This window comes from Serratia sp. X3 (genome assembly GCF_014982455.1).
In the GTDB taxonomy this organism is placed as follows: Bacteria; Pseudomonadota; Gammaproteobacteria; order Enterobacterales; family Enterobacteriaceae; genus Serratia; species Serratia ureilytica.
In genome coordinates this window covers 94,814-117,912 of sequence record NZ_JADCNB010000004.1, presented here as the reverse complement: position 1 = coordinate 117,912, position 23,099 = coordinate 94,814, and the positions used below count along the sequence as shown (strand labels likewise).

Sequence of the window (23,099 nt, the reverse complement as noted above, 5' to 3'; positions counted from 1 at the left end):
AGCTTACGCCACTATCTGCGGATATTCGCGCTGCAGCCAGTCGATAATCCGTACCCACAGCGCTTCTGTCTGCTCAAGGCAAGCCTGTACCGCCGCGTCCGTCACCAAGTCGCCGGAATAATCCGCCACGTTGCGCTGCTTTCGCAATGCATCCAGGCAGATCATTTCCTCTCGCGGCAGCCCTACGGTGAGCGGCAACGATTGGATCATGATCTGGTGATGGCCGGGTTTGCTGGTCAGCGTGCGGTATCCTTTGGCTTGCAAAGCGGCATTCGCCATTTGCATGACCGCTTTATATGCCGTGTCGAAACGGCTCTCATTGCTGAGCTGAGTGATACCCGCATCGCGTCGATTGCGAGCGGCGGCGGCCAGCAATTTTTTAATCGCCCCCGCGTCAGGCGTTATCACCTCCAGTCCCAGCCCGACCAGATTGTCCAGCGTCATCCTTGTCTCCCGCAATCCAAAGTTGGGGTTTCTGCATAATGTCCTGTATAAACGCGGAGTTCTCGGCCAAAGCCGCTCGCCACTCTTCTGGCGAGTACAGTTTGGGGTTAATTTCCCGACCCAGCGTTTCCTGCAGCGGGTAAACCGCCTGAATCACCTCCGCAAAAGACAGTTTGCCGACAATCAGAACATCGATATCACTGGCCGCCGTCGCTTTGCCACTGGCGACAGAACCAAAAATAAAAGCGCGTTCAATAGCTTCGCCAAACGCTGCCAATGTCTGCCTTAAGCACTCCGCCGGCCCGCAAACCTTGCGGAAAATCGCCGCCAGCTCAGGGAAAATCAGGCAATCGGCGTTGGCCTGATAGCAAATTTGGTTACCCTGCCGCTGCCTGAGCAAGATGCCGCTCTCCGCCAACCTGCTCAACTCTTTATGTAAAGTGCCAGCCTGAGTTGCGGTGCGCCGCGCAATTTCTCGCACATGAAACGCACGCCCGGCTTCAATAAACAGCAGGCTTAGCACTTTTCTACGGTATTCGCTGAACAGCAATTCGAGCATCGGATCGTGCATCACGCTAACCTCATGTAGCTTTAATGACTACAAATGTAGCTATTAAAGCTACGAAAGAGCAAGCCAGGAAAATCCTTGCCCCGGCCGCACGCCGATCATTACCAAATCGAATAGTCACCAGTGGCAAATGTCGCTGCCAACCGGCCGGTTCCTCTCCTAAATTGGAGGATGTTTTCACCCCTCACCTCTGGATTAAGGAACCGAACGTGGAAAACCCTCAACAACCGGGCCGCAGAGCCTTCCTCAGCCAAACCGGCAAACTCACCACCGCCTGCGCGGTGATCGGCCTGACCGGCGGTGTGGCACAGGCCGCGTCTCTTGGCGGCGAGCCGTGTGCGCCAACGCCGATGACCCTGACCGATCGTCACTACTGCCTGAGCGAGGTGCGGCTGGAAGACGGCTTTGAATACGACGGCGACACGGTGATCGGCACCCGCACCGCGCTGTACACACTGGAGATCAAAGACGGCAAGATCGCCGCCATTCACGCCGCCAACGCCGCGCTGCCCGCCGGCGCGCCCCGCTATAAGGCGCAGGGCCAACTGCTGCTGCCGGCGTTTCGCGATATGCACATCCACCTTGACAAAACCTTCTACAGCGGGCCGTGGCAGGCGCCGCGCCCGCGTCAGGGCAAGACCATCATGGACATGATCGCGCTGGAGCAGACGCTGATCCCGACACTGCTGCCCACCTCGCAGCAACGGGCGGAAAACCTGATCGCCCTGCTGCAGTCCAAAGGCAGCACCGTGGCGCGCAGCCACTGCAATATCGATCCGGTCAGCGGCCTGAAAAGCCTGGAACACCTGCAGCGCGCGCTGGAAAACCACCGGGCGGACTTCAGCTGTGAAATCGTCGCTTTCCCGCAGCACGGCCTGCTGCACTCCAGGGTCGATGCGCTGATGCGTGAAGCGATGCAGATGGGCGTGCAGTACGTCGGCGGGCTGGATCCGACCAACGTCGACGGCGCGATGGAGAAATCGCTCGACGCCATGTTCCAGATCGCCCTCGATACCGGCAAAGGTGTGGATATCCACCTGCATGAAACCAGCCCGGCCGGGGTCGCCGCCATCAACTACATGATCGCCACCGTGGAGAAAAACCCGGCGCTGCGCGGCAAGGTCACCATCAGCCACGCTTTCGCCCTGACCACGCTGACGCCGGGTGAACTGGCGGAAACCGCCACCCGGCTGGCGGCGCAGCAGATCACCATCGCCTCCACGGTGCCGATCGGCGGCCTGATGATGCCGCTGCCGCAGCTCAGCGAGAAAGGGGTGTTCGTGATGACCGGCACCGACAGCGTAATCGACCACTGGTCGCCGTTCGGCACCGGCGACATTCTGGAGAAGGCGAACCTTTACGCCCAGCTGTACCGCGGTTCCGACGAGTATCACCTGTCGCGCGCCATGGCCATCTCCACCGGCGGCGTGCTGCCGCTGGACGATAAGGGCCAGCGCGCCTGGCCGAAAGCCGGCGATGCCGCGGAGTTCGTGCTGGTCAACGCCAGCTGTTCCGCCGAGGCGGTCGCCCGTCTGCCGGCGCGCAGCGCCACCTTCCATCAGGGGCGCCTGGTGGCCGGTCAGGTGAGCAAAGCCTAAGGTCGGTCCGTTGTTGTCATCATGATGGCCGTTTTTGGCCTTCTGCCAGAGTAAGGCGCGGCGCAAGATGGTCGCCACACACACTGGCGGAGGGCCGAAAATGTCACAGAGCGCGTTATTGATCATCGATGTCCAGCAATCATTCCAGCACCGTCCATTCTGGCAGGAGGACGATCTGCCGGCGTTTCAACAGGCGCTGACCCGCCTGATTGCGGGCTGCCGACAGCGCGGCGCGGCCCTGGTCGACGTGCTGCACGTTTCGCCGCAAGGTCCGTTCTCACTGGCTTCGGGCCATGTGCAGCGCCTGCCGTTCCTCACCCATCAGGCGGATATCACCGTACACAAGCATGTGCACAATGCGCTGACCGAATCCGGCCTCGACGCCTGGCTGCGCGAGCGGGACATCAACCACCTGATCGTCTCCGGCATCCGCACCGAACAGTGCTGCGAAACCACCACCCGGGTGGCGTCCGATCTCGGTTATCGGGTGACTTTCGTCACCGAGGCGACGCTGACCTTCCCGATGCGCCATCCCGACGGCGAAGTCTTTACCCCCGCGCAGTTGAAGCGGCATACTGAAACCGTACTGGTCGATCGTTTCGCCCGCATCGCCAGCGTGGATGAGGCGCTGGCGCAACTCGCACAGGAGTAACCATGTCGCAGGCCGTCTATTTTCTGCTGTTGCCCAACGTGCTGTCGCTGGACGTCAGCGGCCCGGCGGAAACCCTGCGCCTCGCCGGGCAGTTCAGCCTGCGTTACCTCAGCCCGGCGCCGCAGATCGTCTGCTCCATCGGCATGACGCTGAGCGGCCTGCAGCCGTTGCCCGAGCGCCTGGAAGACGGCGCCATCCTGGTGCTGCCGGGCGTCGGCGATTCGCAGCGCTATTTCGCCGGAGAGGAGGCCGAGCAGGCGCGCCGCTGGCTGGCGACGCTGCGGCCCGATCTGCAACGGCAGCGCATCACCCTGGTGTGCATCTGTTCCGGCGCGCTGCTGGCGGCGCAGGCCGGGCTGCTCGACGGCTATCAGTGCACCACCCACCACGACGTCATCGAACGTATCCGCCTGCAGGCGCCGGCGGCGCAGGTGAAAGAAAACCGCATCTTCGTCGAAGACCGTGGCGTCTACACCAGCGCGGGCATAACCACCGGCATCGATTTGGCGCTGCACCTGGTCCACCACCACTGTGGCTCCGGCCGGGCGCGCGACGTCGCACGCGACATGGTGGTTTATTTCCGCCGCGCCGGTGACGATCCGCAGCTGTCGCCCTGGCTGCGCTACCGCAACCACCTGCACCCGGCGGTGCACCGCGCGCAGGACGTGATGGCCGCCGAGCCGGAGGCCGACTGGTCAGTGCCGCAGATAGCGGAGAAGGCGCACGTCAGCAGCCGCCACCTGGCGCGGCTGTTTCGCAACCACGTCGGCATCAGCGTGCGGGAATATCATGAGCAGCTGCGGCTGGCGGTGGCGCAACAGCGCCTGCAGCAAGGGTATGGCTTGGAGAAGGCCGCGCTGGCGGCTGGGTTTTCTTCCGGGCGGCAGCTGCGCCGCGCCCAGCAGCGCCAGCGCTCGTCGCTATGACACCAGCCGGCGGGTATCCAGCCGCTGCAGGCCGACAGACAGCAGCAGGCTGCCCCCCAGCGCCACGCCGAACACCCAGAAGATGTCCAGCAGCGGGTGGCCGGTGAAATCCAGGTGCCGATTGCGCATCACATTGACGATAAGGGCGTGAAAACCGTAAATCGCCAGCGAATGACGGGAAAATACGCTCAGCCAGCCGATCGGCTGCGGCAGACAGTGTTTCACCCACACCAGCAGCGCTACCGCCGCCATAAACACCAGCGGACCGCTGTAGATGTAGTAGGTATCGGCGAAGTTGCCGTTGATGAACAGCTGATGCTTGGTGCCGCGCGCGATCAGCGCCACGCACAGCGCAAATCCCAACGCCGCCAGCCAGCCCACGGCGCGCCCGCGCGCCTCCATCATGCCAATCGCCCGTCCGGCCAACGCATACAGCAGGTAGTAGAAGGTATCGCCGTAGATATACAGGTTAACCGGCAGCAGATGCGCGTTGCCGAAGGTCAGCTTATCGGTATTCGGGTTGGCGATCGCCGCCAACACCACCAGCGCGGCGGCCAGGTAGCGGCGCGATACCGGTTTGACGCTAATCAGCGGCGACAGCAGGTAAATCACCGCGATGGCGTAGAAAAACCACAGATGATAGAACACCGGCTTTTGCAGGATGCCGCGCAGCGACGGCCAGAAACCGATCTTAGTGAAAGCCGCGATATAGATCAGCGCAATGGCGCTGTAGAACAGAATGCAGCAGAGGATGCGGGTGAAATGCCGCCGGCCGGCGCTCTTTTCGCCGAAGAACAGGTAGCCGGAAATCATGAAGAACAGCGGCACCGACACGCGCGACAGTGAGTTCAGCACGTTGGCGATGTCCCAGTTGTGCAACCCTATCGCCGCGCCGTTGGTGACGTAATAGGTGGTGGCGTGGATCATCACCACCATCATGCACGCCATCGCCCGCAGGTTGTCTATCCAGCCGATTTTCTCGCTCAAACGCTCGCCCGATCTTGTGTCATATTGATATGTTAAGAAGAGGTTATCGGGCACGGCGTTCGGCGACAACCCAAAAGCGAAATATCAGAATGCACTTAAACAACACCTTATGATTGCGAAGGTGAACAATTGGCGGCAAAATAGCCGCCATAACTCGCTCAGTTTGCGCTTCCCGCCCTGGCAGTTCCTTTTTCTCTTTTACTATCAGTACAATAATATGAAAACGACATTACCACCTGCGGCACGTTTGGGCCGACAGGCGCTTTTATTCCCTCTTTGTCTGGTGCTGTTCGAGTTCGCCACCTATATCGGCAACGATATGATTCAGCCCGGCATGCTGGCCGTCGTGGCGGATTTCAACGCCGGCGAAGAGTGGGTGCCCACCTCGATGACCGCCTATCTGGCCGGCGGCATCTTCCTGCAGTGGCTGCTCGGGCCGCTGTCGGATCGCCGCGGCCGCCGCCCGGTGATGCTGGCCGGGGTGGCGTTCTTTATCGTCTCCTGCCTGGCGATCCTGCTGGTCACCACCATCGAGCAGTTCATCGCCATGCGTTTCCTGCAGGGCATCGGCCTGTGCTTTATCGGCGCGGTCGGCTACGCCACGATCCAGGAGTCGTTCGAAGAGGCGGTGTGCATCAAAATCACCGCCCTGATGGCTAACGTGGCGCTGATCGCCCCGCTGCTCGGGCCGCTGGCCGGTGCGGCGCTGATCCACGTCGCACCGTGGCAAAGCATGTTCGTGCTGTTTGCGGCGCTGGCGGCCATCGCCTTCTACGGCCTGTGGAAAGCCATGCCGGAAACCGCCACGCTGCAGGGCGAGGCGTTTTCCGCCGCCAACCTGTGGCGCGACTACCGCCAGGTGCTGGGCAACCGCCGCTTCCTGTGCGGCGCCCTGGCGATCGGTTTCGCCAGCCTGCCGCTGCTGGCCTGGATCGCCCAGTCGCCGGTGATCCTGATCAGCGGGGAGTCGTTGTCGACGCTGGATTACGGCCTGCTGCAAATTCCGGTGTTCGGCGCGCTGATCCTCGGCAACCTGACGCTGGCGCGCCTGACTGGCAAAAACAGCGTGGAACGCCTGATCAAGCTGGGCGCGGGCCCGATGCTGTTGGGGCTGCTGATCGCCGCGCTGGCGACCCAGTTCTCCAGCCACGCCTACCTGTGGATGACCGCCGGCCTGAGCCTGTACGCCTTCGGCATCGGCCTCGCCAACGCCGGGCTGTACCGCCTGACGCTGTTCTCCAGCAACGTCAGCAAAGGCACCGTGTCCGCCACCATGGGCATGCTGAGCATGATGGTGTTCACCGTCGGCATCGAGCTGGCCAAGGTCGCCTACGTCTGGGGCGGCAGCGGGCTGTTCAACCTGTTCAACCTCATCAGCGGCCTGTGCTGGCTGACGTTGGTGGCGCTGTTCCTCGCCAAACGCCGCAACGGCGACCCCACGCCGCAGCCGAACGGCGCGGCATAAGCGCGACGATAAAACGCCGGTCCGGTTTCCCGACCGGCGTTTTTTATGCGGCTTCAGCCGAGCAGCCCCCCCAGCGCATACCCCGCGCCCACCACCGCTACCGCCAACAACAGCAACGCCGACAGGACGGAGATCGCCCGCCGGGCCGCCGTCAGATTTATCGGGTAGGGGAATTCCGCCTATCGCTCTTCGCGGGTATGCCAAATACGCAGAACATAAATCGCTGCCGGCTGCACCTGGTAACGTATCTCATAGCGGCCGACCAGAATACGCCTCACTTCCTGCGGTAAAAACTCGTCCAGTCTTTCACCCAGGCGGGGATTATCGAGCAACGCTTTAGGAGCAGCGACCAAGGCCTTCACCGAATTCGCTGCCGCAGTGCGGTTAGCCAAGGCAAGAAACTCAAACAAACGCGCCAAATCCGATAGCGCCTTACTCGTCCATTTTAATTCCATCAGCGCGGTACCGGGAGCGGCTCGTCACTGTCCAGGCTGGCCGCCCAGGCTTCTACCGACTCATGATCGATAACGTTTTGCTCTTCGACATCGGCCAGCGCCGCCAGCGTTAATCGACGGCGCTCTTCCTCTTGCTCAAGCCAGGCGGCGAGGGCTTGCTTCACTATCCATCCCCGTGAGCGGTCAAGTTTGGCGGCCATTTCATCCACCTTTTCAGCCAAAGGCAGCGGCACATGAGCGGTGATGACTTTCGTATTCATCGTCTTGCTCCTCAGTACAATCAACATCAATCAAAGTGATTAAAGCTGATTATACCGCCATCAGAGAACAAAAAACACGCAATCAGTTGCCGAACAGCCCGCCGTCGCGCAGCAGATGCTCGTTGCCCTTACGGCGGGTAAAGCCGCTGCGATCGAAGAACTCCAGCACCTGGATCGCCAGCTTGCGCCCGACGCCGAGCCGATCGCGGAAATCGGCGGCGTTGGCGCCCCCGCGCTCCGCATCCAGCTCGCGGATCAGCGCCGCGAACTGATCGATGCGTCGGCTGAGGTAGTAGCGATCCACCACCACCGCCGTCACATGGCCCAGTTGAGCCGCCTTGCGCAGCAGCGCGCGCACCCGGCTTTCCTCTTCGCCCAGCTCGCTCGCCAGATCGCGCACCCACCAGGGTTCGTCGCCGAACAGCGGTTCGATGCGCGCCCACAGCGGCGCCTCTTCGGCGCTGAACGCCAGGCCGTGTTCCGGCAGATGCAGCCAGCCGCGCGTATTGCGCAACGCGCCGGCCTTCAGCAGCCGATCGATCATCATAAACACCAACGCCTCCGGCTGCTGAGGCAGAGCCATGCGCCGCAGGCGGGCGCGCCCTAATCCCAGCTGATCGGCGTGCTGTTGGTGGTACTCCGCCAGCACCTGCAGCAGGTGGCTTTCCGCCTGTTGCACCTGATCCTGCGCCAGCGCCCGGTCACCGACGATCAGCAGATCGCGGTTCGCCAGCAGTGCCGCCAGGCCGTCGTCGGTCAACTGACGCGCCCAGGCAAACGCCGCCAGCGACAGCGCGCCGTGCGGCAACTCAAGCGCCAGCACCTGCGCATCGTCTTGCGCCTGCGCCAGGGCCTGCAGCCAGGCCAGATAGTCCGGCTGGCGCTTGCCGCGCTTGGGCGCATTCAGCCTGAGCACCCGGGCCGCGCCCAGCGTTTGCCGCGCGCCGATATCGCGCAGCACCAGTCGATCGTTCTGTGCCAACCACAGCGGACGATCGAGGATCAGTTCCGCCAGCCCGTCGTTCAGCAGCGAAATGCGCCCGGTGATGTGGCTGGCGGCATGGTGCAGATGCAGCGGCTGCCAATGGCGGATCGGCCAATCCGTCTCCAGCGCCACCAGAATGCGTTCCGCCGCCTCCGGCGGGCGCTGCGCCAGCAGCCAATCGCCGCGCGCGATCCGATCTTTATCGACATCGCCGCTGATGTTAAGCGCGATGCGTTGCCCGGCCTGCGCCTGTTCCACGGTCTGATTCTGGGCATGCAGGCCGCGCACCCGCACCGGCGCGTCGGCGCCGGTCAGCCACAGCGTATCCCCCACCTTCACCCGGCCGCCGAGCGCGGTGCCGGTCACCACCAGCCCCGCCCCTTTGACGCTGAACGCACGGTCTACCGCCAGACGAAAACGGCGCGTCAGCGCATGCTCGCCGGGCGACAGCGCCAGCAAATGCGCGCGCAGCGCCTCGATACCCTCGCCCGCTGCCGCCGCGGTGACAAACAGCGGCGCATCGGGCCAGCCCTGGCGCGCCAGTTCGTCGCGCACCTGACTGCGCACCTCATCGACACGCGCCGCCTCCACCCGGTCGGCCTTGGTCAGCGCCACCGTCAGCGCCGGGCGCCCGCTCAGGCGCAGGATCGCCAGATGCTCGCGGGTCTGCGCCATCACGCCGTCGTCGCAGGCCACCACCAGCAGCGCATGGTCAATGCCGCCGACGCCCGCCAGCATATTGGCGAGGAATTTTTCGTGGCCGGGCACGTCGATAAAGCCCAGCACCCGGCCGTCCGGCTGCGGCCAGTAGGCGTAGCCCAGATCGATGGTCATGCCGCGGCGCTTTTCTTCCGGCAGGCGATCCGCGTTGATCCCGGAGATCGCCTGCAGCAGGGTGGTTTTGCCATGATCGACATGGCCGGCGGTGGCGATGATCATGATGCGCTCAACGCGTCGATCAGCGCCCCTTCCTGTTCCAGACAGCGCAGATCCAGCCACAGCCGGCCGTCGCCGAGGCGACCGATCACCGGCTGCGGCAGGCGGCGCCAGCGTTCAGCCAGCGCTTCCAGCGTGGCGCCACGGCCGTCACGCGGCGTGAAGGTCAGCGCATAGCTGGGCAGGCGATCCACCGGTAGCGAACCGCTGCCAATCTGCGACCAGCACGGTTCGGCGCGCAGCTCGAAATCGGCGGTGAACCGTGGCGTCAGCGCCGTCAGCAGCCGCTCGGCCGCCTGTTGCATCTCCTGCTGCGGGCGGGTCAGCAGCCGCAGCGTCGGCAGCTGCTCAGCCAGTTTTTCCGGCTGCAAATAAAGCCGCAGCGTGGCCTCCAGGGCCGCCAGCGTCAGCTTGCCGACGCGCAGCGCGCGCTTGAGCGGGTGCTGCTGCAGGCGCGCGATCAGCGCCTTTTTGCCGACGATGATGCCGGCTTGCGGGCCGCCCAGCAGCTTATCGCCGGAGAACGTCACCAGATCGACACCGGCGGCCAGCAACCGCTGCGGCATCGGTTCGGCGGGCAGGCCGTACTGCGCCATATCGATCAGCGAGCCGCTGCCCAGATCGGTGGCGGTCGGCACGCCCTGTTCGGCCCCGAGCTGCGCCAGTTCAGCCTCATCGACCGCCGCGGTAAAGCCCTGAATGCTGTAGTTGCTGGTGTGCACTTTCATCAACAGGCCAGTCTGCTCGTTGATGGCCTGGCGGTAATCCTTCAGATGGGTGCGGTTGGTGGTGCCGACCTCAACCAATTGACAGCCGGCCTGGCGCATCACGTCGGGAATGCGGAACGCGCCGCCGATTTCCACCAGCTCGCCGCGCGACACCACCACCTCTTTGCCGGGGGCGATCGCCGCCAGCATCAGCAGCACCGCCGCCGCGTTGTTATTGACGATGCAGGCGTCCTCTGCGCCGGTCAGCCGGCACAGCAGACTCGCCACCGTCCGATCGCGATGGCCGCGCCCGGCGCCGTCCAGATCGTACTCCAGCGTCACCGCCTCTCCCATCACCGCGCTCACCGCATCCTGCACCGGCTGCGCCAGCAGGGCGCGCCCGAGGTTGGTGTGCAGCACGGTGCCGCTGAGGTTGAACACCGGCAACAAAGCCGGACGTTGCTGCCGGGCCAGCTCGGTCCTCAGCGCCTGCGGCCAGTCGCCGCACCAGGCCGGTAAACGTTGCTGTTGCCTGATAGCGGCGCGCGCCTCGGCCTGCAGCCGGCGCAGCAGTTCGCCGATCAGCGTCTGGCCATGCTGCGCCACCAGCGGTTCAATCGCGGGTTCACGCAGCAGGCGGTCGATGGCGGGCAGTTGGCTGTAAAGAAGGTGGGATTCAGTGCTCATGGTCGCTCGGTTTTCAGTTTAGACGTATCGGCATAGCAAAACCCCGCCGCGGCGGGGAGAAAAGAATGTTCAGGGCGGCGCCGTGCGGGCGAAGCTTTCGCGGGCGAACAGGCGTTCGGCCAGCTTGACCAGCGCCGGACGTTGGACGCACCAGTTGGGCAGGATGCGGCGGAAATTGAGATAGCCCAGCGCGCAGCCGACGGCGATATCCGCCAGCGTCAGCCGCTCGGCATTGAGCCACGCTTTTTCCCGCGCCAGCGCCTCCAGCGCATCCAGGCCGTGCGTCAGCTTGTCACGCTGGCGCAGCATCCAGTTTTCGTCCTGCTTTTCCGGCGCGCGCCGGCTTTCGCGGAACAGTGTCGCCGCCGCCTCAGTCACGCCGTCCGCCAGCGCCGCCACCTGGCGGACGCGCAGCGCAGCGGCGCGATCGGCCGGCAAAAACGCCGGCTCCACCGTCAGCAGTTCGAGGTATTCGGCCACGATCGGCGAGTCGTAAAACACCTCGCCGTCATCGGCGATCAGCACCGGCACTTTGCCGAGCGGGTTCTGCTCCTTCACCCGGCTGCCGGGCTCATACGGCGGATCGTTGACGAATTCAAACGCGATCCCCTTCTCCAGCAGCATCACGGAAATCTTGCGCACAAAGGGGCTGGTGTAACTGCCGATAAGCTTCATCCGGTCTCCTCCGCTTCGTCCTGGCCGCGGCGCAATGCCCTTACTTCACCGCCAGAGTATCGATAATCCGCTGCACCAGCGCCTGATGCACTTCCGGCGTTTTGGCCGGCGACAGCATTTGCAGCGTTACCACCCGTTTGTTGAACACCGTCAACACCAGGGTGGACACCACCTTTTGGCCGTTGACGGTCTGCTCGGTATCCACCCGGCGAAACTTCTGTTTGCCGACGGTGAAGTTCTCTTCTTTGGTGGTCTGGATATTCTGATAGCGCTCGGCCAGCACCGTGATGGCGCTCTGCGTCAGCTCTTTCAGCATTTTGTCGCTGGTATTGATCTTCATGCCGTCCGGCGGGATCACTTCGGACGAAACCGCGCTCTGGCGCGACTTGCCGTCGAGGAAGCGCTGGATGGTGGAGGTGCTGTCATTGACGATGCCGCTGTTCAACGTTTGATCGCTAAAGCCCGGCGGCAACTCGAAGGTGATCTTGCCCTTCTGCAGCGACACGTTCAGCCCCGGCGGCGCGGGTGGGGTTTCTACCGGCGCAGGCGGCGGCGGTGGCGCGGGCTGCGTCACGGTCGGCTTGGTGTCCGGTGGCGGCACCGCCGGTTTGGTGTCGTCCTTGTTGTCGCAGGCCGCCAGTCCGATCGCCAGCACGGCGACCGCGGTCAGTTTTGCCAGGGTGTTTAACATCGTGGTTCCTTTCGCTTGGCGCGTCATGGCCTAAACGTAGCAACTCGCCCGGGCGAATGCCAGAAGCCCGTTCTGAAATTGCTTGTCCGGCCCCGCGCGAACGGGGCCGGGCGGTTACTCCGCCGGGAACAGGAACGGATTGATGCTGCTGCGGCCGAAGCCTTCCTCTTCCATGCGGGCGTCCAGCACCAGCGAAGCCAGATCGTCGGCCACCGCTTCGACCTGCGGGTCTTTTTCCTGATAGAGGATCTTCAGGTAAGTGCCGCAGTCGCCGCAGCTTTCCGCCTTCACCGCCGCCTGTTCGCTGTCCAGCGACCAGTAGTTGAGATCGCGGGTCTGCTCGCAGTTGCTGCACTTCACCCGCACCACGTGCCATTCGCTTTCGCACAGGTTGCAGTGCAGGTAGCGCAGGCCGTTGACGGTGCCGATATGCACCATGCTGGAAACCGGGATGCTGCCGCACACCGGGCAGAACTGGCGCTGCTCGCCGTATTCGGCGCGCGCCTTGCCGGGGATCAGGCTGGCCATCTGCGCCCAATAGAGCGACAGCGCGGCCCAGAGGAACGGCGCCTTCTCGCTGCCCACCTTGCCGAACTCGCGGTTGAGCAAGGCGTCGGCCATCAGCTCCAGCTCGTGCGCCGAGGCCTTCTCCAGGTTGTCCAGCACCGCCAGAATGTGTTCCGGCGCCTGCGGACGCAGCTCGGCGATCAGCGACGTCAGCAGCTTGCGCCAGTGCTCGCTGCGCGGGAACACGCTCAGATCGAGCGGCGGTTTGCCGCTGGTGGCGCCCTGCGCCAACGCTTCACTCAGATCGAGCTGCAGCGGGTTATCGTGCAACGCATGCTGCTGCGCCTGCGCCAGCTCGGCGGCGAAGTTCAGGTAGTCGCCCAGCGGGTTATCGACCGCCAGCTGACGCAGACGATCGGCGCGGCGGCTGTACAGGCTTTTCAGGTTGGCGAAAAGTAACGGCGGGATGTTCTCCGCCGTTGTGGACTTCTCACGCTGTGCCCCTAACTGCTCTTTAGGAACGATGCGGATACTCATCAGGGTTTATCTTCCTGTCGTTTCTCGCGGACCTCACGGTACCAGCGCGGATGATGTTTCTTGGCCCAGGCCGCCGGCACCCAGCCTTCCACCATCGCGGTAATGGTGCCTTTTACCCACAATGCGGCGTAAATGTGCACCATAATCACGATGATAAGGCCGACCGCGGCCAGCGAATGCACCAGCAGCGCGATGCGGATCAGCGGGATGGAGAACGACGGCGCAAAATACGGCCGCCAGATCACCACGCCGCTGGCCAGCAGCAGCACCAGGCTGATAATCGCCGCCCAGAACACGCACTTCTGGCCGAAATTATAGCGCCCGGTATCACCCACTTCCTCGTTCATGGCGATTTTGTGGATGTTCTTGGCCCAGACGATATCTTCCCGGTTGATCAGGTTATGCTTCCAGTAGCGCAGGAACATCAGCAGGAACGCGGCGAACATGATGACCCCGACAAACGGGTGCAGAATGCGCGCCAGCTGCGGCGTCCCGAAGATATTCATCAGCCAGTTGAAGGAGGGGAAGAAGAACCCCAGCCCGCTGATGGCGGCGAACACGAAGCAGAACGCCACGATCCAGTGGTTGATGCGCTCCGGTGCGCTGTAACGCTGAATGGGCTTTTCCTTTCTCATTTGCGCGTCTCCTCGTCGTGCGACTCGTCGTGCTCGTCCTCATCCTCGACGCGGTTAGGCCCGACGCCGACATAGTGGAACACGCTGGCCGCGAAGGTGGCGGCAAAGCCGATGGCCGCCAGGGGTTTCCACACGCCCTTCCAGAAGGTCACCGCCGGGCTGATGCTCGGGTTGTCCGGCAAACCGTGGTACAGCTGCGGTTTGTCGGCGTGGTGCAACACGTACATCACGTGCGTGCCGCCCACCCCCGCCGGATCGTACAGACCGGCGTTCTGGTAGCCGCGGGTGTTCAGCTCGCTGACGCGATCCGCCGCCACCTGCTTCATCGCTTCCTTGGTGCCGAAGTGAATCGCGCCGGTCGGGCAGGTTTTCACGCAGGCCGGTTCCTGGCCGACGTCCACGCGGTCGACGCACAGGGTGCACTTGTACACCCGGTTGTCGTCCTTGTTCATGCGCGGCACGTCGAACGGGCAGCCGGCGATGCAGTAGCCGCAGCCGATGCAGTGCTCGGACTGGAAGTCGACGATACCGTTGGCGTACTGAATAATCGCGCCTTCCGACGGGCAGGCCTTCAGGCAGCCCGGATCCGCGCAGTGCATACAGCCATCCTTGCGGATCAGCCATTCCAGCTTGCCGTTTTCCTCCACCTCGGAGAAGCGCATCACCGTCCACGACTTGGCGGTCAGATCGGCGGGGTTATCGTACACCCCGACGTTGTGCCCCACTTCGTCGCGGATGTCGTTCCATTCGGAACAGGCCACCTGACAGGCCTTGCAGCCGATACAGGTGGTGACATCGATCAGTTTGGCCACTTCTTCCTGGTGGTCACGGGCGCGCGGCGCCGGCGTGAAGCCATTGGTGGCGGATTTACGAATGATGTCTTGAGATTGCATGGCCATAATTCGTCTCCGTTACACCTTTTCCACGTTGACCAGGAACGCCTTGAACTCCGGCGTTTGCGTATTGGCGTCGCCGACGAACGGCGTCAGCGTGTTGGCGATAAAGCCTTTCTTCGCCACCCCTTCGTAACCCCAGTGGATCGGGATGCCGATGGTGTCGACTTCCTGGCCGTGCACCTGCAGCGTGCGAATACGCTTGGTCACCACCGCCTTGGCCTTGATGTAGCCGCGGTTGGAGCTGACTTTCACGGTATCGCCCTGCTTGATGCCTTTCTTCTCCGCCAGCTTCTCGCCGATCTCCACAAACTGCTCCGGCTGCGCGATGGCGTTCAGCCGCGCGTGCTTGGTCCAGTAGTGGAAGTGCTCGGTCAGACGATAGGTAGTGCCGACGTACGGGAACTTGTCGGATTTGCCCATCGCCGCCAGATCGTCCTTGAACACGCGCGCCGCCGGGTTGGACACCACGTTCGGGTGCAGCGGGTTGGTGCCGAGCGGCGTTTCGAACGGCTCATAGTGTTCAGGGAACGGCCCTTCCGCCATCTTGTCGGTGGCGAACAGGCGGCCCATGCCTTCCGGTTGCATGATGAACGGCCCGACGTCGCTGCCCGGCGCAGCGGTGCTGTAGTCCGGGATATCGGCCCCGACCCACTTGGCGCCGTCCCACTCCAGCAGCTGGCGTTTCGGATCCCACGGTTTACCCTGCGGATCGGCCGAGGCGCGGTTGTACAGAATGCGGCGGTTGAGCGGCCATGCCCAGGCCCAGCCCAGCGTGTTGCCGAGACCGGACGGATCGGCGTTGTCGCGCCGCGCCATCTGGTTGCCGGCCGGCGTCCAGCTGCCGGCGAAGATCCAGCAACCGCTGGCGGTGGTGCCGTCGTCGCGCAGCTGCGCGAACGAGCTGAGCAGCTCGCCTTTTTTCACCACCACTTTGCCGTCGGCATCCAGCAGATCCGCCAGCGCCTTGCCGTTGTTCTCCTGCGCCACCTCTTCCGGCGCCGGGTTGTCCGGCGTCAGGTAGTCCCAGCGCATGTTCAGCACCTGTTCCGGCACCGCGCCGCCGTCGCGCGCATACATCTCGCGCAGGCGGCTGAAGATGCCCGCCAGGATCTCGCCGTCGTTCAGCGCTTCACCCGGGGCGTCCGCGCCTTTCCAGTGCCACTGCAGCCAGCGGCCGGAGTTGACGATCGAGCCGTTCTCTTCGGCGAAGCAGGTGGACGGCAGGCGGAACACTTCGGTCTGGATCTGCGAGGAATCCACTTCGTTGAACTCGCCGTGGTTCTGCCAGAAGTTGGAGGTCTCGGTGTTCAACGGATCGATGGTCACCAGGAACTTCAGCTTGGACAGCGAAGCCACCACCTTGTTTTTGTTCGGGAACGACGCTACCGGGTTAAAGCCCTGGCAGAAGTAGCCGTTGACCTTGCCCTGCGCCATCATCTCGAAGTACTGCAGCACGTCGTAGCCTTTGTCCCACTTCGGCAACCAGTCAAAGCCCCAGCTGTTGTCCTTCTGCGCCTTGTCGCCGTAGAAGGTCTTCATCAGGCTGACGAAGAATTTCGGGTAGTTGCCCCAGTAGTTCACCTGGCCCGGCAGCAGCGCCTTCGGCGTGTTGGCCTTCAGGTAGGTCTCGAGATCGGTCTGTTTCTCCGACGGCAGCGTCAGGTAGCCCGGCAGGCTCTGCGACAGCAGGCCGAGATCGGTCAGCCCCTGGATGTTGGAGTGGCCGCGCAGCGCGTTGACGCCGCCGCCCGCCATGCCCATGTTGCCGAGCAGCAGCTGGATCATCGCCATGGTGCGGATGTTCTGCGCGCCGACCGAGTGCTGAGTCCAGCCCAGGGCGTACAGGAAAGAAGCGGTCTTATCCGCGACGCAGGTTTCGGCGATGTATTCGCACACCTTGAGGAAATCGTCCTTCGGCGTGCCGCAGATGTTGGTCACCACGTCAGGCGTGTAGCGGCTCACGTGCTGCTTCAACAGGTTCCACACGCAGCGCGGATCCTGCAACGTGACGTCGCGCTTGGCGAAGCCGTTCTCGTCGAACTGGTAGTTCCAGGTGGTTTTGTCGTACTTGCGGTTTTCCGCGTCGTAGCCGCTGAACAAGCCGTCTTCGAAGGCAAAGTCTTCCCGCACCAGCAGGCTGGCGTTGGTGTAGGCCTCGACGTATTCGCGGTTAAATTTGTTGTTGGTCATCAGATACAGCAACACGCCCGACAGGAAAGCGATGTCGGTCCCGGAGCGGATCGGCGTGTAGAAGTCCGCCACCGATGCGGTTCGGGTAAAGCGCGGATCGATCACGATCAGCTTGGCATTGTTGTGTATTTTGGCTTCCATCGCCCAGCGGAACCCCACCGGATGCGCTTCCGCCGCATTACCGCCCATGACGATAATCAAATTCGCGTTCTTGATATCAACCCAGTGGTTGGTCATCGCACCGCGACCAAATGTTGGAGCAAGACTTGCTACCGTTGGTCCGTGTCAGACACGCGCCTGGTTGTCTACGGCAAGCATGCCGAGAGCGCGACTAAATTTTTGCGACAGAAAACCGGTTTCGTTGCTGGCGGCCGAAGCGCACAGCATGCCGGTGGTCAGCCAGCGGTTGACGGTAACGCCCTGGTCGTTGGTTTTGATGAAGTTGGCGTCACGGTCTTCTTTCACCAGCTTGGCGATGCGGGTAAAGGCGTCGTCCCAGCTGATGCGCTGCCATTTGTCCGACCCCGGCGCCCGGTATTCCGGGTACTTGAGGCGGCTTTCGCTGTGGATAAAGTCAACCAGGCCGGCGCCTTTCGGGCAAAGCGCGCCGCGATTTACCGGGTGATCCGGATCCCCTTCGATATGGAAAATGCTTTCTTTGGCGTTTTTGGCGCCATCACCAAGGCTGTACATCAACAGCCCACAGCCGACGGAACAATACGTACAGGTATTACGGGTCTCGCGGGCGCGCAGCAGTTTGTACTGCCGGGTTTCCGCCAACGCCACTTCGGGGGCAAAGCCCAGCGCGGCCACCGTCGTTCCTGCCATACCGCCAGCGCAGATCTTAAAGAACTGCCTTCTGCTGACCTGCATGGGGGTCTCCTTTACTCTCGATTGTCACATTGTTCAAATGCGCCTGCCCGCTAGCGCGGCAAACGCGAATGTCACTGTTGTTATGCTTGCTACGAACGCCGGCCATATTACCACAGCGTGCTTGTGGTTGTTACACACTCGTGCTCATTCAGTGAACGCATTGGCACATTTCGATACATTTCGGCGTTGGCGCTCCCTACAGTATAGAGAGTAACCAACGCGCCGGGGCGGCGGTTCGACGCGGCCCCCCAGCGCCCTCTTCTATCAGCATGTTAACGCAACGATTTGTTCATTAACCACACAGTTCACAGGGCATTGATAATCATTTTCAATATCATTTAATTAACTATAATGATCCGACTGCTTACGCGGTGCTCGCCCTTTGCGCCGCCCATACACCACTGGAGATGATGATTATGAGTTATTCACTGCCATCCCTGCCGTACGCTTACGACGCACTGGAACCGCATTTCGACAAGCAGACGATGGAAATCCATCACACCAAACACCATCAGACCTACGTCAACAACGCCAACACCGTGCTGGAAGCTTACCCTGAGCTGGCCAAATACAGCGTTGAAGAGCTGATCCAGGATCTGGATAAAGTGCCTGCCGACAAACGCACCTTCATGCGCAACAACGCCGGCGGCCACGCCAACCACAGCTTCTTCTGGAAGAACCTGAAAACCGGCACCACGCTGGGCGGCGATCTGAAAGCGGCCATCGAGCGCGATTTCGGCAGCGTTGAGAAATTCCAGGAAGAGTTCGAGAAAGCCGCAGCCACCCGCTTCGGTTCCGGTTGGGCCTGGCTGGTGCTGAAAGACGGCAAACTGGCCGTGGTGTCTACCGCCAACCAGGACAGCCCGCTGATGGGCGAAGCCGTCGCCGGCGCTTCCGGTTTCCCAATCATCGGTCTGGACGTGTGGGAACACGCTTACTACCTGAAATATCAGAACAAACGCCCTGACTACATCAAGGCGTTCTGGAACGTGGTCAACTGGGACGAAGCGGCCGCACGCTTCGCCGCGAAGAAGTAATTCGCCCCCGCTGATGAAGATGCCCGCCACCGGCGGGTATTTTTTTGCCTGAAACCCGCTAAAGTTTGACCACTTCTTGCCGATGGTTTGTTCAATTGACGTTCGCCCGGAGAAGGAAAAACGCTATGGCGGCATTGCAAGCATTGGCAGGAAAGTTCACTCATCTCACCGTAGGTAAAAAGCTCGGTCTCGGCTTCGCGCTGTTGCTGCTGTTGGCGGTCGTCATCGCCGGCACCGGAGCGCAATACCTGCACATCATCGAATCCCGCGCCGATCGCATCGACTTCAGCAACCGGTTGAACGAGGAGATCAATCAGGCCAAATACAACCGCGCCATGTATGGCCAGACCTACCAGCCGGAATACATTCAGAACAATCGCGCCAATATCGACAACGCCGTCAAACTGATAGACCAGGGGCAGGCGCTGGACTGGGACGCCCAAAGCCGCAAGGATCTGCAGCGTCTGGTGACGCTGATCGGGGAATATCAGCAGCAGCAAAAAGTCTTTGAGCAGGCGGTGGCGGCCAAAGACGCGGTGCGCCAGAGCTGGAACATGTCGGAAGTGCAGGCCAGCCTAAGCCAGGTGGAACGTCAGCTGACCAACGGCGATCTGCAGCTGGCCTTTATCCAGCTGAACCAGAAGCTGACCCAGGTGCGCTACGGCGCACGCGGCCTGCTGCTGAGCCTGAACAAGGAAACCGAGGCGCCGCTGATGGCGGCCATCGACGACGCGCGTGACGCGGCCAACGCCCTGAGCCGCCGGGTCAGCGACGCGCAACGCCCGCAGCTGCAACCGCTGCTCGCCGCTTTGGACGATTACAAAAACCGCATTGCGGCCTACCTGCCGGCCTATGAGCACGAGCAGCAGATCAGCCGGCAGCTCGGTGAACGCGCGCAGGCGATCGGCACGCTGGTGAACGCCTTTATGCAGGACGAGCTGGTGCAGACGCGCAACAACATCAATCTGGCGCAGCTGCAGATGGGCATCACCACCCTGATCGCCATCATCGCCGGAGTGCTTATCGCCTGGCGTATCACGCTGCAGATCACCCGTCCGCTGCACAGCACGCTGGCGATGGCGGAACGCATCGCCAGCGGCGATCTGCGCCAGGCGCAAACCAGCACCCGCCGCGATGAGCTGGGGCAGCTGCTGAACGCGGTGGCGGCGATGAGCCAAAATCTGCGCACCATGATTGAAAAGATCCAGATGGGGGTCAGCCAGGTCTCCACCGCCTCCGCGGAAATCGCCGCCGGCAACACCGATCTCTCTTCCCGCACCGAGCAGCAGGCGGCGGCGGTCGAGGAAACCGCCGCCAGCATGGAACAGCTGACCGCCACGGTGAAACAGAACGCCGACAACGCCCATCATGCCAATCAGCTGGCCACCGACGCCTCGCAGACCGCGCAACAGGGCGGCAAGCTGGTGGAGAACGTGGTCAGCACCATGCGCGATATTTCCAGCAGTTCGCAGCGTATCGCCGAAATTACTACCCTGATCAACGGCATTGCCTTCCAGACCAACATCCTGGCGCTCAACGCCGCGGTGGAAGCGGCGCGCGCCGGCGAACAGGGACGCGGCTTCTCGGTGGTCGCCAGCGAAGTGCGCAGCCTGGCGAGCCGCAGCGCCCAGGCGGCGAAGGAGATCGAAGGGCTGATCGCCGAATCGGTCAGCCGGGTGAAAACCGGCACCGAACTGGTGGAAAGCACCGGCAATACCATGGAGCAGATCGTCCGCTCGGTTACCCACGTGCGCGACATCATGGCCGAGATCGCCGCCGCCTCCGATGAACAGACGCGCGGCATCGCCCAGATTGGCCAGGCGATCGTCGAAATGGACCATACCACTCAGCAGAACGCCGCGCTGGTGGAAGAGTCCGCCGCCGCCGCCGATTCGCTGGAAGAGCAGGCCGACATGCTGTTGCAGAGCGTTTCGGTGTTCCGTTTGGCGGAGCAGACCGAACCCGCCGCCGTGAAAGCCGCCGCGCCGAAAGCGCCGGCCGTAAAACCCGCGGCCGCCAACGCCGCAGCGGAAGAGAACTGGACCACCTTCTGACGCCCTCAGGCGAGGAATAGCCGTTCCTCGCCCTATCTTTGTGGCAACAGGTGGGTCGCGACTCCCCAATTCAACAAGTTAAAACCAGAGGCGGTCGCATCAAGCATTGCGTAGCCGCAATTGCGATGACCGTATCTGCGGAGGTCCTCCTGCGGGTCGGCCCCTTTAAGCCACCAAATCAGTGCCTGCAGAGCATGGCCGTGCGTAACAACAGCAAGCGTTTGATTTTGTCCATCGACAGCCAGATCGGACAGACAAGCCATCAGGCGCCAGGCAACCTCATAAGCATTCTCCCCTCCCGGAGCCGACGCCTCTGCCTTACCGGCAAAGAGGCACTGCGTCGCTTCTGGATAATCGCGCATGGCCTGCGCATAAGATAATCCTTCCAGTCGGCCAAAATCTTGCTCCTGCAAACGCTCATCCATTTGCACAGTGCAGCCACATCTCTCAGCCAACGTCTCCGCTGTCGTAAAAGCCCGGCCAGCCGGTGAACTGATCAACGAAGTGACCGATAACATTTGCAAGCGAGCGCCAAGCCCAGCGATTTGACGTCGCCCCTCTTCTGTCAGCGGACTGTCACTTCGTCCCTGAATAATCCCCGAGCGGTTCCATTCTGACTCCGCATGCCTCAATACAATGAAACGCATGGTTTTTTCTCGACGATAAAAACCTAAATATAGACAGGAAAAACACATCCTTCCGTACAGGTAAACGCCAGGTAGTGTACGAGAACAACTCAGGCTATGCTGAGCCCTCGACGCGAGACACGGAGGCGCACATGCATCACCCAGACGTTTACATCGGCAGCATCCAACCCTATGAAGGCGGGCGCCCCAGCGCCATCGCCAAACGCCAGGTGGATGGCGCCATCCGGCTCACGCCGCTCGGGCTGGAAGGCGACGAACAGGCCGAAAAAAGCTACCACGGCGGGCCGGACCGCGCGCTGTGCCACTACCCGCGCGAGCATTATGCCCACTGGCGCGAGCAGTTTCCGGCGCAGGCCGAGCAATTTTGCGCCCCGGCCTTCGGCGAGAATATCTCCACCGAAGGGCTGACCGAACACAATGTGTTTATGGGCGACATCTTCCGCTGGGGCGAGGCGCTGATCCAGGTCACCCAGCCGCGCTCGCCGTGCTTCAAGCTCAATTATCACTTCGCCATCGAGGACATTTCGGTGCTGATGCAGCAAAGCGGCCGCTGCGGCTGGCTGTATCGGGTGGTGTCGCCGGGCGCGGTCAGCGGCGACCGTCCGCTGGCGCTGGCGGCGCGCAACAGCGATGTGTCGGTGGCCGAAGCCATCGCCATCGCCTGGCACATGCCGTTCGATGCGGAACAGTATCGCCGTCTGTTGGCGGTGGCCGGCCTCTCCGCCAGCTGGAGCAAGACCATGCTCACGCGGCTCGCCGAAGGGCGCCTTGAGGATTTCAACCGCCGCCTGCTCGGCCGTTGAAAGCGCGGGCGGAAAATGAAAAACGTGCGCCGAATGCCGCGTTAACCCTTTTCTTCCGCCTATACTGTAGCCGCACGTTTTTTCAGCCAGGAGCCAGGTATATGACCACCCCGACCCATTCGATTCATCACGCCGCCGCCGAGGGCTATCAGGCCAATGCCGATCGCTATGTGAAAGGCCGGCCGGATTACCCGCCGGAAATCGCCGACTGGCTGCGTGACGTCATCGGCCTGCACGCCGGCATGACGGTCATCGATCTCGGCGCCGGTACCGGCAAGTTCACCCCGCGCCTGCTGGAAACCGGCGCGCAGGTGATCGCCGTCGAACCGGTGCCGCAAATGCTGGAAAAACTGTCGGCGGCGCTGCCGCAGGTGAAAACGCTGGCGGGCACCGCCGACGCGATCCCGCTACCGGACGAGTCGGTGGATGCCGTGGTGTGCGCCCAGTCCTTCCATTGGTTCGCCACGCCGCAGGCGCTGGCGGAAATCCAGCGCATTCTCAAGCCCGGCGGCAAACTCGGCCTGGTGTGGAACATGCGCGATGCGCGCGTCGGTTGGGTGCGTAAACTGAATCAGATCGTCGATAGCCATGAAGGCGATGCGCCGCGTTTCTATACCGGCGAATGGCGCAAATTCTTCCCGTTCAAAGGCTTTGAACCGCTGCAGGAGCAGGTGTTTATGCTCGGCCACCGGGGGGCGGTGGAGGACGTGATCTACAACCGCGTGCGTTCAACCAGCTTTATCGCCGCGCTGCCGCAGGCGCAACAGGAGCAGGTTATCGATCGGTTGCGCCAACTGGTGGCGGAAGAAGAGGAACTGCGGGGCCAGGACACGGTCACCGTGCCCTATCAGACCAAGGCGTATTTCACCACCAAGGTCTGACGC

The 23,099-nt window shown here is 62.5% G+C and carries 22 protein-coding genes; 8 read left to right on the top strand and 14 right to left on the bottom strand.

What is annotated here, in order from left to right:
* Window positions 1-3 precede the first annotated feature (3 nt).
* The gene (locus IMX17_RS17450; protein ID WP_046898794.1) at window positions 4-444 is read right to left on the bottom strand and encodes a hypothetical protein; all 441 of its coding nucleotides are present in this window, start codon (window positions 442-444) and stop codon (window positions 4-6) included.
* Window positions 395-1,015, bottom strand: coding sequence for a nucleotidyltransferase domain-containing protein (locus IMX17_RS17445; RefSeq protein ID WP_046898793.1), 621 nt, complete (start codon window positions 1,013-1,015; stop codon window positions 395-397). Before IMX17_RS17445 ends, IMX17_RS17450 begins: the two co-directional genes overlap by 50 nt.
* A 206-nt stretch (window positions 1,016-1,221) precedes the next feature.
* Between IMX17_RS17445 and IMX17_RS17440 the strand changes: the two genes are divergently transcribed.
* The 3 genes from IMX17_RS17440 (at window position 1,222) to IMX17_RS17430 (ending at window position 4,188) form a co-directional block, all read left to right on the top strand.
* Window positions 1,222-2,610 (top strand): amidohydrolase family protein, encoded by a 1,389-nt coding sequence (locus tag IMX17_RS17440; protein ID WP_046898792.1) that lies wholly within the window; start codon window positions 1,222-1,224, stop codon window positions 2,608-2,610.
* A gap of 100 nt (window positions 2,611-2,710) precedes the next feature.
* Window positions 2,711-3,262 (top strand): isochorismatase family protein, encoded by a 552-nt coding sequence (locus IMX17_RS17435; protein ID WP_046898791.1) that lies wholly within the window; start codon window positions 2,711-2,713, stop codon window positions 3,260-3,262.
* Window positions 3,263-3,264: 2 nt separating this feature from the next.
* Entirely contained in the window at window positions 3,265-4,188 is a 924-nt protein-coding gene (locus IMX17_RS17430; RefSeq protein ID WP_193550025.1) for a GlxA family transcriptional regulator, read from the top strand.
* Here IMX17_RS17430 and IMX17_RS17425 read toward each other — a convergent pair.
* The gene (locus IMX17_RS17425) at window positions 4,183-5,175 is read right to left on the bottom strand and encodes an acyltransferase (protein WP_033652295.1); all 993 of its coding nucleotides are present in this window, start codon (window positions 5,173-5,175) and stop codon (window positions 4,183-4,185) included. The two genes, IMX17_RS17430 and IMX17_RS17425, sit on opposite strands and share 6 nt — an antisense overlap.
* 217 nt (window positions 5,176-5,392) lie before the next feature.
* On the opposite strand from IMX17_RS17425, the gene IMX17_RS17420 reads away from it, so the two are divergent.
* Complete coding sequence (locus tag IMX17_RS17420) at window positions 5,393-6,640, top strand: MFS transporter (protein WP_033633516.1); 1,248 nt, start codon at window positions 5,393-5,395, stop codon at window positions 6,638-6,640.
* A 179-nt stretch (window positions 6,641-6,819) separates the two neighbouring features.
* On the opposite strand, the gene IMX17_RS17415 is transcribed toward IMX17_RS17420, so the two are convergent.
* The 10 genes from IMX17_RS17415 to fdnG form a co-directional block, all read right to left on the bottom strand.
* Entirely contained in the window at window positions 6,820-7,095 is a 276-nt protein-coding gene (locus IMX17_RS17415) for a type II toxin-antitoxin system RelE/ParE family toxin (protein ID WP_033631416.1), read from the bottom strand.
* Window positions 7,095-7,355: a CopG family ribbon-helix-helix protein gene (locus tag IMX17_RS17410; RefSeq protein ID WP_094141698.1), complete on the bottom strand. Its 261-nt coding sequence runs from the start codon at window positions 7,353-7,355 to the stop codon at window positions 7,095-7,097. The genes IMX17_RS17415 and IMX17_RS17410 overlap by 1 nt, the downstream gene beginning before the upstream one ends.
* An 82-nt stretch (window positions 7,356-7,437) precedes the next feature.
* The gene (gene selB / locus IMX17_RS17405) at window positions 7,438-9,279 is read right to left on the bottom strand and encodes a selenocysteine-specific translation elongation factor (RefSeq protein ID WP_193550024.1); all 1,842 of its coding nucleotides are present in this window, start codon (window positions 9,277-9,279) and stop codon (window positions 7,438-7,440) included.
* Entirely contained in the window at window positions 9,276-10,670 is a 1,395-nt protein-coding gene (gene selA / locus IMX17_RS17400; protein ID WP_182265624.1) for an L-seryl-tRNA(Sec) selenium transferase, read from the bottom strand. Before selA ends, selB begins: the two co-directional genes overlap by 4 nt.
* Window positions 10,671-10,739: 69 nt before the next feature.
* The gene (locus IMX17_RS17395; RefSeq protein WP_182265623.1) at window positions 10,740-11,345 is read right to left on the bottom strand and encodes a glutathione S-transferase; all 606 of its coding nucleotides are present in this window, start codon (window positions 11,343-11,345) and stop codon (window positions 10,740-10,742) included.
* Window positions 11,346-11,385: 40 nt separating this feature from the next.
* The gene (locus tag IMX17_RS17390) at window positions 11,386-12,036 is read right to left on the bottom strand and encodes a DcrB-related protein (protein WP_016929564.1); all 651 of its coding nucleotides are present in this window, start codon (window positions 12,034-12,036) and stop codon (window positions 11,386-11,388) included.
* Window positions 12,037-12,150: 114 nt separating this feature from the next.
* Entirely contained in the window at window positions 12,151-13,080 is a 930-nt protein-coding gene (fdhE, locus tag IMX17_RS17385) for a formate dehydrogenase accessory protein FdhE (protein ID WP_046898785.1), read from the bottom strand.
* Entirely contained in the window at window positions 13,080-13,715 is a 636-nt protein-coding gene (gene fdoI / locus IMX17_RS17380; RefSeq protein ID WP_004934017.1) for a formate dehydrogenase cytochrome b556 subunit, read from the bottom strand. Before fdoI ends, fdhE begins: the two co-directional genes overlap by 1 nt.
* Window positions 13,712-14,614, bottom strand: coding sequence for a formate dehydrogenase subunit beta (gene fdxH, locus IMX17_RS17375; RefSeq protein ID WP_004934014.1), 903 nt, complete (start codon window positions 14,612-14,614; stop codon window positions 13,712-13,714). Before fdxH ends, fdoI begins: the two co-directional genes overlap by 4 nt.
* Before the next feature lie 12 nt (window positions 14,615-14,626).
* Window positions 14,627-17,674 (bottom strand): formate dehydrogenase-N subunit alpha, encoded by a 3,048-nt coding sequence (gene fdnG, locus IMX17_RS17370; protein WP_182265622.1) that lies wholly within the window; start codon window positions 17,672-17,674, stop codon window positions 14,627-14,629.
* Window positions 17,675-18,090: 416 nt separating this feature from the next.
* Between fdnG and sodA the strand changes: the two genes are divergently transcribed.
* Both sodA and IMX17_RS17360 read left to right on the top strand, forming a co-directional pair.
* Window positions 18,091-18,711, top strand: coding sequence for a superoxide dismutase [Mn] (gene sodA / locus IMX17_RS17365; protein WP_004934003.1), 621 nt, complete (start codon window positions 18,091-18,093; stop codon window positions 18,709-18,711).
* Window positions 18,712-18,836: 125 nt separating this feature from the next.
* The gene (locus tag IMX17_RS17360; RefSeq protein WP_193550023.1) at window positions 18,837-20,765 is read left to right on the top strand and encodes a methyl-accepting chemotaxis protein; all 1,929 of its coding nucleotides are present in this window, start codon (window positions 18,837-18,839) and stop codon (window positions 20,763-20,765) included.
* Window positions 20,766-20,797: 32 nt separating this feature from the next.
* On the opposite strand, the gene IMX17_RS17355 is transcribed toward IMX17_RS17360, so the two are convergent.
* A complete protein-coding gene (locus tag IMX17_RS17355; RefSeq protein WP_182265620.1) occupies window positions 20,798-21,412 on the bottom strand; it encodes a histidine phosphatase family protein in 615 nt (204 codons plus the stop codon).
* 131 nt (window positions 21,413-21,543) lie between these two features.
* Here IMX17_RS17355 and yiiM point away from each other — a divergent pair, with 131 nt between their 5' ends.
* Both yiiM and IMX17_RS17345 read left to right on the top strand, forming a co-directional pair.
* Window positions 21,544-22,215, top strand: coding sequence for a 6-hydroxyaminopurine reductase (gene yiiM, locus IMX17_RS17350; protein ID WP_015376169.1), 672 nt, complete (start codon window positions 21,544-21,546; stop codon window positions 22,213-22,215).
* 101 nt (window positions 22,216-22,316) lie between these two features.
* The gene (locus IMX17_RS17345) at window positions 22,317-23,096 is read left to right on the top strand and encodes a class I SAM-dependent methyltransferase (protein WP_046898780.1); all 780 of its coding nucleotides are present in this window, start codon (window positions 22,317-22,319) and stop codon (window positions 23,094-23,096) included.
* Window positions 23,097-23,099: the final 3 nt, after the last annotated feature.

Coding starts and splice junctions, on each gene's coding strand:
- IMX17_RS17450 (WP_046898794.1), bottom strand. CDS start 444: ATGACGCTGGACAATCTGGTCGGGCTGGGACTGGAGGTGATAACGCCT.
- IMX17_RS17445 (WP_046898793.1), bottom strand. CDS start 1,015: ATGCACGATCCGATGCTCGAATTGCTGTTCAGCGAATACCGTAGAAAA.
- IMX17_RS17435 (WP_046898791.1), top strand. CDS start 2,711: ATGTCACAGAGCGCGTTATTGATCATCGATGTCCAGCAATCATTCCAG.
- IMX17_RS17430 (WP_193550025.1), top strand. CDS start 3,265: ATGTCGCAGGCCGTCTATTTTCTGCTGTTGCCCAACGTGCTGTCGCTG.
- IMX17_RS17420 (WP_033633516.1), top strand. CDS start 5,393: ATGAAAACGACATTACCACCTGCGGCACGTTTGGGCCGACAGGCGCTT.
- IMX17_RS17415 (WP_033631416.1), bottom strand. CDS start 7,095: ATGGAATTAAAATGGACGAGTAAGGCGCTATCGGATTTGGCGCGTTTG.
- IMX17_RS17410 (WP_094141698.1), bottom strand. CDS start 7,355: ATGAATACGAAAGTCATCACCGCTCATGTGCCGCTGCCTTTGGCTGAA.
- selB (WP_193550024.1), bottom strand. CDS start 9,279: ATGATCATCGCCACCGCCGGCCATGTCGATCATGGCAAAACCACCCTG.
- selA (WP_182265624.1), bottom strand. CDS start 10,670: ATGAGCACTGAATCCCACCTTCTTTACAGCCAACTGCCCGCCATCGAC.
- IMX17_RS17395 (WP_182265623.1), bottom strand. CDS start 11,345: ATGAAGCTTATCGGCAGTTACACCAGCCCCTTTGTGCGCAAGATTTCC.
- IMX17_RS17390 (WP_016929564.1), bottom strand. CDS start 12,036: ATGTTAAACACCCTGGCAAAACTGACCGCGGTCGCCGTGCTGGCGATC.
- fdhE (WP_046898785.1), bottom strand. CDS start 13,080: ATGAGTATCCGCATCGTTCCTAAAGAGCAGTTAGGGGCACAGCGTGAG.
- fdoI (WP_004934017.1), bottom strand. CDS start 13,715: ATGAGAAAGGAAAAGCCCATTCAGCGTTACAGCGCACCGGAGCGCATC.
- fdxH (WP_004934014.1), bottom strand. CDS start 14,614: ATGGCCATGCAATCTCAAGACATCATTCGTAAATCCGCCACCAATGGC.
- sodA (WP_004934003.1), top strand. CDS start 18,091: ATGAGTTATTCACTGCCATCCCTGCCGTACGCTTACGACGCACTGGAA.
- IMX17_RS17360 (WP_193550023.1), top strand. CDS start 18,837: ATGGCGGCATTGCAAGCATTGGCAGGAAAGTTCACTCATCTCACCGTA.
- IMX17_RS17355 (WP_182265620.1), bottom strand. CDS start 21,412: ATGCGTTTCATTGTATTGAGGCATGCGGAGTCAGAATGGAACCGCTCG.
- yiiM (WP_015376169.1), top strand. CDS start 21,544: ATGCATCACCCAGACGTTTACATCGGCAGCATCCAACCCTATGAAGGC.
- IMX17_RS17345 (WP_046898780.1), top strand. CDS start 22,317: ATGACCACCCCGACCCATTCGATTCATCACGCCGCCGCCGAGGGCTAT.